The sequence below is a fragment of the Thermodesulfobacterium hveragerdense DSM 12571 genome, from assembly GCF_000423845.1.
GTDB classification, from domain to species: Bacteria; Desulfobacterota; Thermodesulfobacteria; order Thermodesulfobacteriales; family Thermodesulfobacteriaceae; genus Thermodesulfobacterium; species Thermodesulfobacterium hveragerdense.
In genome coordinates, this window is sequence record NZ_AUIT01000010.1 from 66,670 (window position 1) to 73,463 (window position 6,794).

At 36.9% G+C, this 6,794-nt stretch carries 6 protein-coding genes and 1 pseudogene; 5 read left to right on the top strand and 2 right to left on the bottom strand.

Annotated elements, in window-relative coordinates:
• Positions 1-22 precede the first annotated feature (22 nt).
• Positions 23-1,135: a DEAD/DEAH box helicase gene (locus G580_RS10045; protein WP_051173107.1), complete on the bottom strand. Its 1,113-nt coding sequence runs from the start codon at positions 1,133-1,135 to the stop codon at positions 23-25.
• 273 nt (positions 1,136-1,408) lie between these two features.
• Here G580_RS10045 and G580_RS0104755 point away from each other — a divergent pair, with 273 nt between their 5' ends.
• From G580_RS0104755 to G580_RS0104775, 5 genes are all read left to right on the top strand, one after another.
• Positions 1,409-3,388, top strand: coding sequence for an elongation factor G (locus G580_RS0104755; protein WP_028841248.1), 1,980 nt, complete (start codon positions 1,409-1,411; stop codon positions 3,386-3,388).
• Entirely contained in the window at positions 3,385-3,876 is a 492-nt protein-coding gene (locus G580_RS0104760) for a MogA/MoaB family molybdenum cofactor biosynthesis protein (protein ID WP_028841249.1), read from the top strand. The genes G580_RS0104755 and G580_RS0104760 overlap by 4 nt, the downstream gene beginning before the upstream one ends.
• On the top strand, positions 3,863-4,918 hold the full coding sequence (gene selD, locus G580_RS10050; protein WP_083960804.1) for a selenide, water dikinase SelD: 1,056 nt from the start codon (positions 3,863-3,865) through the stop codon (positions 4,916-4,918). Before G580_RS0104760 ends, selD begins: the two co-directional genes overlap by 14 nt.
• A 125-nt stretch (positions 4,919-5,043) precedes the next feature.
• Positions 5,044-6,309 carry a double-cubane-cluster-containing anaerobic reductase gene (locus G580_RS0104770; protein WP_028841250.1) on the top strand — a complete coding sequence of 422 codons (1,266 nt, stop codon included), beginning with the start codon at positions 5,044-5,046 and terminating at the stop codon, positions 6,307-6,309.
• Positions 6,310-6,350: 41 nt separating this feature from the next.
• Positions 6,351-6,548, top strand: coding sequence for a hypothetical protein (locus tag G580_RS0104775; RefSeq protein ID WP_028841251.1), 198 nt, complete (start codon positions 6,351-6,353; stop codon positions 6,546-6,548).
• Here G580_RS0104775 and G580_RS10055 read toward each other — a convergent pair.
• A pseudogene (locus tag G580_RS10055) lies at positions 6,524-6,794 on the bottom strand (IS256 family transposase); the annotation flags it as partial. The gene G580_RS0104775 and the pseudogene G580_RS10055 overlap by 25 nt on opposite strands.

Below are 6,794 nucleotides of genomic sequence, written 5' to 3' on the forward strand. Positions count from 1 at the left end.
ACAAGACCTCTTATAGTTAGGGTTATATAGATTTGACCATAGGTGTGACTTTAGTTTTAAACATGATATTTCTTAAAAACTTTTCTTCAGACCTGCTCATCAAAGAGATAGCTGTACCGGTTTGACCGGCCCTTCCGGTTCTGCCTATACGATGGATATAAGATTCGGCATCCTTAGGTAGTCCATAGTTGATTACCAATCCAACATCTTTAATGTCTAAACCCCTCGAGGCTACGTCGGTTGCTACTAAAATTTTAAATTCTCCTGCCTTGAAACCTTTCATCACCATTTCTCTTTTTTTCTGCGGATAATCTCCATGTATAGCTTTTACTGAGTAGCCCTCTTCCCTTAAAGCTTTGGCTAGCTCTTCTGCCTCTAACTTGGTTTGCACAAAAATAATGATCTTGGGTTCTTGCCAGATAGATAAAATTGCCGTTAGTTTTTCAAACTTCATATGAGAAGGCACTTTGTAAACCTCTTGACTTATCTGTTTTAAAGTAATCTCTTCGGGTTTAACTTTTATGGTTTTATAACCATCTCTGAGGTATTTTTCTGCTAAAACCAAAATTTCCTTAGGTAAAGTGGCAGAAAAAAGGAGGGTTTGTCTTTCCTTAGGGATTTGAGAACTTATGTAATCGATATCGTCTATAAAACCCATGTCAAGCATCCTATCTGCCTCATCTAAAACCAACATCTTTATACCATCAAGCTTAAGATATCCTCTATTGATAAGGTCTTTAATCCTTCCAGGAGTGCCTACTAAAACCTTCCCTACCCTTTTTTGTAAAAGTTCTATCTGTTTTTGTAAAGGTTTACCTCCATAAAAGGTAAGCACAAAAATCCTCTTATTCTTCCCTATGTTTCTTATTTCTTCACTAACCTGAATGGCAAGCTCTCTGGTAGGGACAAGTATTAAGGCTTGAAGTTCCTTCTTTTTAAACTTTACCTTTTCTACGATAGGAATTCCAAAAGCGGCAGTTTTGCCTGTACCAGTTTGAGCCTGACCTACCAAATCATCTCCTGCTAAGATCAAAGGTATAGCCTTTTTTTGAATGTCTGTAGGGTCTTTATACCCCATAATTTCTAACGCCTCAAGCGTTTTCTGAGAAAGGTTAAAACTCTGAAAAGTTAACATAAATCCTCCATGGTTTATTTAATTTGTTAGCAGAGAAAAGAAGTTATATGAAAATTAAACCGAGACCTTAGGGGAATTTTAAATAACCTCTTTTTACTGCTTTATTAAACAATAACACTACAACAAAAAAAAACAAGAGACTAAACCATAATTTATTATTTTTATTAGTATCTAAAGTAATTTAAAAATCTAACCCCTAAAATCAACCTTGACTATTTAAACAAAATTTTTTATTTAATAATTTTAAGCAATTAAAAACAGGGGGGTTATAACATGGGGGTACCTAAAGTATTAACCATCTTAGGACAAACTGATGCTGGTAAGGCGAGACTTTCTGAAGCACTATGTAAAGTTTGTGGAGAAACCATTAAAGGACAAAAAAAAGAGTCCAACTTTTATCTTAAGATCTATGGGTTTAATTATAAAGATACACCTTTTTATCTGTTAACCACCCCAGGAGATGAAAACTTTTTAGGTGAAGTAAAATGGGCCTTAAAAATATCTGATGCAGCTATTTTGGTGGTAGACTCTTCCAATCCTATTAAATATCAAACTATAAGAGTGTTTGAAATGGCAAAAGAAATGGGCGTTCCGCTTTTTATCTTTATAAATAAGATAGACGAAGAGAAGAGTAATTTTGGTCAAACCATCTGTGACCTTCAGGATAACTTAGAGATCTTACAGGTACCTGTCGTTTATATCTTTGAAGGTCAACCTAATAATATTTTAGTAGATTTGATAGAAGATAAAGCCATCCTTGAGAAAGGCAACAAAATAGAATACATAGATTATCCAGAAAATCTGAAACATAGGGGCTCTACTTTAAGGGAAAACCTTACTGAAACCGCAGCTGAAGGTAAAGACGAATTAATAGAAAAATATCTGGATACAGGTAGTTTAACTAAGGAAGAAATTTTAGAAGGTCTAAAATTAGGGTTAGCTAACAATAAAATTGCCTTAATCTTTGCTGGTGCTGCCAAACCTGGTATAGGAGTGTCTGCCTTTCTGGAATACTTATATCATTTTGTACCCTCCTATGAATTGGTAAGAACACGTACAGAAGCAGATGAAAAATCTTCTGGTTTTATCTTTAAAACCATAATCGATCCCTTTGCTGGTAAACTCTCTTATGGAAGGGTATTAGCTGGTTCTTTTCCTTCAGACAGCACAGTTTTTACGTCTAATGGAAAAGAAGAAAAATACACCCAAATTCTTGTCCCAAGAGGAGATGGATTACAGCAAGTAAAAGAAGTTAAAGAAGGGGAGGTTATCGTTTTTGCTAAGGTTGACGGTTTATATACAGGGATAACCTTTTCTAAAAATCCTAAGGTTAAACCTATTTCTTTACCAGAACTTCCTTCGCCTATGATCACCATGGCTATCCATCCAGAAACCAGAGCTGATGAAGATAAAATAAGCGGGGCTTTGGTAAAAATAAAAGAAGAGGACCCGTCTATAATGTTTACCAGAGATGAAGAAACCAAAGAACTTCTTATTTCCGGGTTAGGGGTGATACACATAGAAAAAACCATAGAAAAACTAAGGGAAAAGTTTGGAGTAAAAGTAAAACTCACTACACCTAAGATTCCTTATAGGGAAACCATCAAAAAACCGGTACAGGGAGTTATTTACCGACATAAAAAACAAAGCGGAGGTAGAGGGCAGTTTGCTGAAGTACATTTTAATATTTTTCCCTTAGAAAGAGGTAAAGGTTTTGAATTTTTAGAAACTCTTACCGGTATGAACGTTCCGAGAAACTATGTCCCGGCAGTGGAAAAAGGGGTAAGAGAAGCCATGGAAAGAGGTCCTTTAGCAGGGTTCCCTGTGGTTGACGTAAAGGTACAATTTTACGACGGAAAATCTCATGAAGTAGACTCCTCTGACCTTGCTTTTAAGATAGCTGCTATACACTGTTTCAGAAAAGGTATGGAGCAAGCCAATCCTGTACTTTTAGAGCCTTATGTAGAAATGGAGATATATGTTCCAGATGAAACTGTTGGAGATGTAGTAGGAGATCTGAACTCAAGAAGAGGTAGGGTTTTAGGGATTGAAAAAGATAAAAAGATGACTAAAATATCTGCAGTGGTTCCCATGGCAGAGGTTCAAAATTATGTAGTATCTTTGCAAGGGTTTACAGGAGGGAGAGGGTATTTTATCTCCAGATTTTCTCATTACGAAGAAGCTCCACCTTTTGTAGCAGAAAAGGTGATTGCAGAAAGAAAATCTCAGATGGAGGCTGCTAAAGAAGAATGATAAAAGTAGGTATCCTTACCCTTAGTGATAAAGGATTTAAAGGAGAAAGAGAAGACAAAACCGGAGAACTTCTTAAAAACTTAGTAGAAAAAGAAGGTTGGCTGGTATCCAAATATTTAATCCTACCTGACGAAAAAGAAAAGATAGTAGAAGTGTTAACCTCTTGGGCAGACAAAGAAAAGTTAGACCTTATTGTTACCAACGGAGGAACAGGGGTTTATCCAAGAGATGTCACCCCTGAAGCTACTAAAGAAATAATAGAAAAAGAAATCCCGGGGATCCCAGAATTTATAAGGTATATAAGTTATCCCCTAACCCCGATGGCAGCCCTGACAAGGGGAATAGCTGGAGTTAGGGGGACAACCCTTATCATCAACCTCCCTGGTAGCCCAAAAGCGATAAGCGAAATTTTTCCCAATTTAATACCTATCATAAAACATGCTGTGGAGAAAATCAAAGGAGACCCAAGTGAGTGTGCCAGAAATTAAACTTTCTCAAATGGTCAAAGCTTCAGGTTGAGCAGCCAAGCTTCCACAAGAGTTTCTTGTGGAAATATTAGAAGGTTTAGAGCTACCTTCTCATCCTAATCTTATTCAAAGTTTTGAACACGGAGCAGACGCAGGTATCTATAAATTAGATGAAGAAAAAGCCTTGGTTTTTACTGCAGACTTTTTTACCCCAGTGGTAGACGATCCTTATACCTTTGGTCAAATAGCAGCTGCCAACTCTTTAGCAGATGTGTATGTCTGTGGGGCAAAACCTCTTTTGGCTTTAAACCTTATAACCTTTCCTAAAAGGGGTATTCCTAAGGAAATCTTAAAAGAAATCTTAAGAGGTGGGTTGTCTAAGATTAAAGAATCTGGTGCTTTGCTGGTAGGTGGACATAGCGTAGACGACCCAGAACCTAAATACGGGCTTGCAGTGGTAGGTGTGGTTCACCCTCAAAAAATAATAACCAACAGTCAAGCCCAAACAGGTGACCTTCTCTACCTTTCTAAACCCATAGGCACAGGAATCTTAATAACCGCCTATAAAGGTAAACTCTTGGATGAGAAAAATGAGGTCTATCAAAAAATGGTAACTACCATGACCGAACTTAACGACAAAATCTGTGCTATCATGACAGAGTTAGACCTTAAAGCTGCCACTGACATAACAGGGTTTGGACTAATCGGGCATGCCCTTGAGATGGCCACAGCCAGCAAAAAAGACCTTATCATTTATGCCAGCAAAGTTCCCTGTTTTAAAGAGGCTAAAGATTTAATTTCTATGGGGATAGTACCTGAAGGAGACTATCATAACCTTAATTTTTGCAAAAAATTTATCCAAATCCATCCTGAAGTCTCGGAAGATGAACTAATTTTACTATCTGATGCTCAAACCTCTGGAGGAGTCTTGGTAGCTGTTCCTCCAGAAAAAAAAGCAATCTTTGAAACAAAAATAAAAAATGCTGGTCTTGATAACGTAACCTTCATCGGAGAAGTTCAAGACCCTCAAGGTCCCTGCCCTACTGTGAGGATATACCCTTAAATTTATTGTTTTTTTAAATATATTAACTCAAATTTTATTTGCAATTTCTATTTGACTTTCCATCTTTTTCATGAAAAATTGGTTTCAATCTTCAGAAAACTTAAACATTTGAGTAGGAGGAGGTTATGGGAGAAGACTATGTCAAAATGTGGAAAAACCTGGGAATAGATTTAGAAAACCATGATTGTTTACTTAAGGCATTAGCCGGATTTTATCAACAAATCTATCTTTCTCAAGAAAACCGTCCTGAAGGGATGAAATATTTTGATTTTGTAGTTTCTGAGGCCCATGGTCTTAGGATAAAAGAACTCCTTGAGGCCAAAAAACAAGGGAAAAAAGTAGTGGGGGCTTTTTGTGTGTATGTACCTGAAGAGATGGTCCGTGCGGTAGAAGGTATATGTGTGGGGCTTTGTGCAGGGGCTCAAATAGGTTTTGAGGAAGCAGAAAAAGTTTTACCTAAAAACACCTGTGACCTTATCAAGGCTTTTATAGGTTTTAAACTTACTCAAGTTTGTCCTTACACAGAAAGTTGTGACCTTTTAATAGGAGAGACAACCTGCGACGGAAAGAAAAAGGCTTATGAAATCTTAAATAAACTTACTCAAAAAGTTTATGTTATGGAAGTTCCTCATATGAAAACAGAAAGGGGAAAAGAGCTGTTTTTAAAAGAACTTTTTGCCCTTAAAAATAAGTTAGAAGAGATAAGTCAGCAAACTATGACTTTAGAGCGTTTTAAAGAGGAAGTCAAGGTGGTAAACGAAAAAAGAAAAGCCTTGATGAGACTTGAACGGTTAAGAAGTTATGACCCAGCTCCTATCTCAGGTCTTGATGCTCTTTTGGTGAATCAGATTGCCTTTTACGATGATCCTGTAAGGTTTACTCAAAAGGTAAACGAACTTTGCGATGAACTTGAGGAAAGGGTCAAAAAGGGAATAGGGGTTAAACCTAAAGGAACACCAAGAATACTTATTACGGGATGTCCTTTTGCCTTACCTAACTGGAAACTTCATCATATGATAGAAACCAACGGTGCAGTTGTGGTAGGTGAAGAATCTTGTATAGGAAGAAGGTATTACCACAATTTAGTACCCGAAGATTTTAACAGTATAGAAGAAGGTATCAAACTCTTAGCAGAAAGATATCTCAAAACACCTTGTGCCTGTTTTACTCCGAATCCAGAAAGGATTGAAGAAATCCAAAACATGGCTAAAGAATTAAAAGCTCAGGGGATAGTCTATTATTCTATCCAGTTTTGTACCCCTTATCTTTTTGAAGCCTATCAGGTAGAAAACGCTGTTGACCTTCCTTTTTTAAGGATAGATACCAATTACAGCCTGGAAGATGTAGGACAACTTAAAACAAGATGCGAAGCTTTTATAGAAACGTTATAACCCTTAAGCGTAAAGAGTCACATCTCTAAGTTTAAAAACCTATGAGGATATTAGGACTTGATGTTGGGTCTACTTATATTAAAGTGGCCCTTTTTGAAAATGAAAGGTTAACCCTTTTAGAAAGAGACAAAACTTCTTACCAACCCTTAGAAAGGTGCCTTCAATACATAAACAAATACAAACCAGATCAAGTGGTAGCTACTGGAGACACTTGTCAAGAGAATTGTGTCTCCTTATAAAATCTCTTTACAAACATTTGCCTCAATTCGTATAAAGCAGACTTAATTAAAGGAAGTGGTTTTTGCCATCTCGTTTTCTGAATCCGACTTACTGTTATGTATATCGCAACCTCTGCTGTCTTGATTGATTGAAAATATCCCCCTGTATTTACCCTTATCAGCTCTATCCTGCTATTTATATTCTCAACCACATTCGTCGTGTATATATACCTCCTCACCCCCTCAGGATATTTCTTATAAACAAAA

Coding starts and splice junctions, on each gene's coding strand:
- G580_RS10045 (WP_051173107.1), bottom strand. CDS start 1,135: ATGTTAACTTTTCAGAGTTTTAACCTTTCTCAGAAAACGCTTGAGGCG.
- G580_RS0104755 (WP_028841248.1), top strand. CDS start 1,409: ATGGGGGTACCTAAAGTATTAACCATCTTAGGACAAACTGATGCTGGT.
- G580_RS0104760 (WP_028841249.1), top strand. CDS start 3,385: ATGATAAAAGTAGGTATCCTTACCCTTAGTGATAAAGGATTTAAAGGA.
- G580_RS0104770 (WP_028841250.1), top strand. CDS start 5,044: ATGGGAGAAGACTATGTCAAAATGTGGAAAAACCTGGGAATAGATTTA.
- G580_RS0104775 (WP_028841251.1), top strand. CDS start 6,351: ATGAGGATATTAGGACTTGATGTTGGGTCTACTTATATTAAAGTGGCC.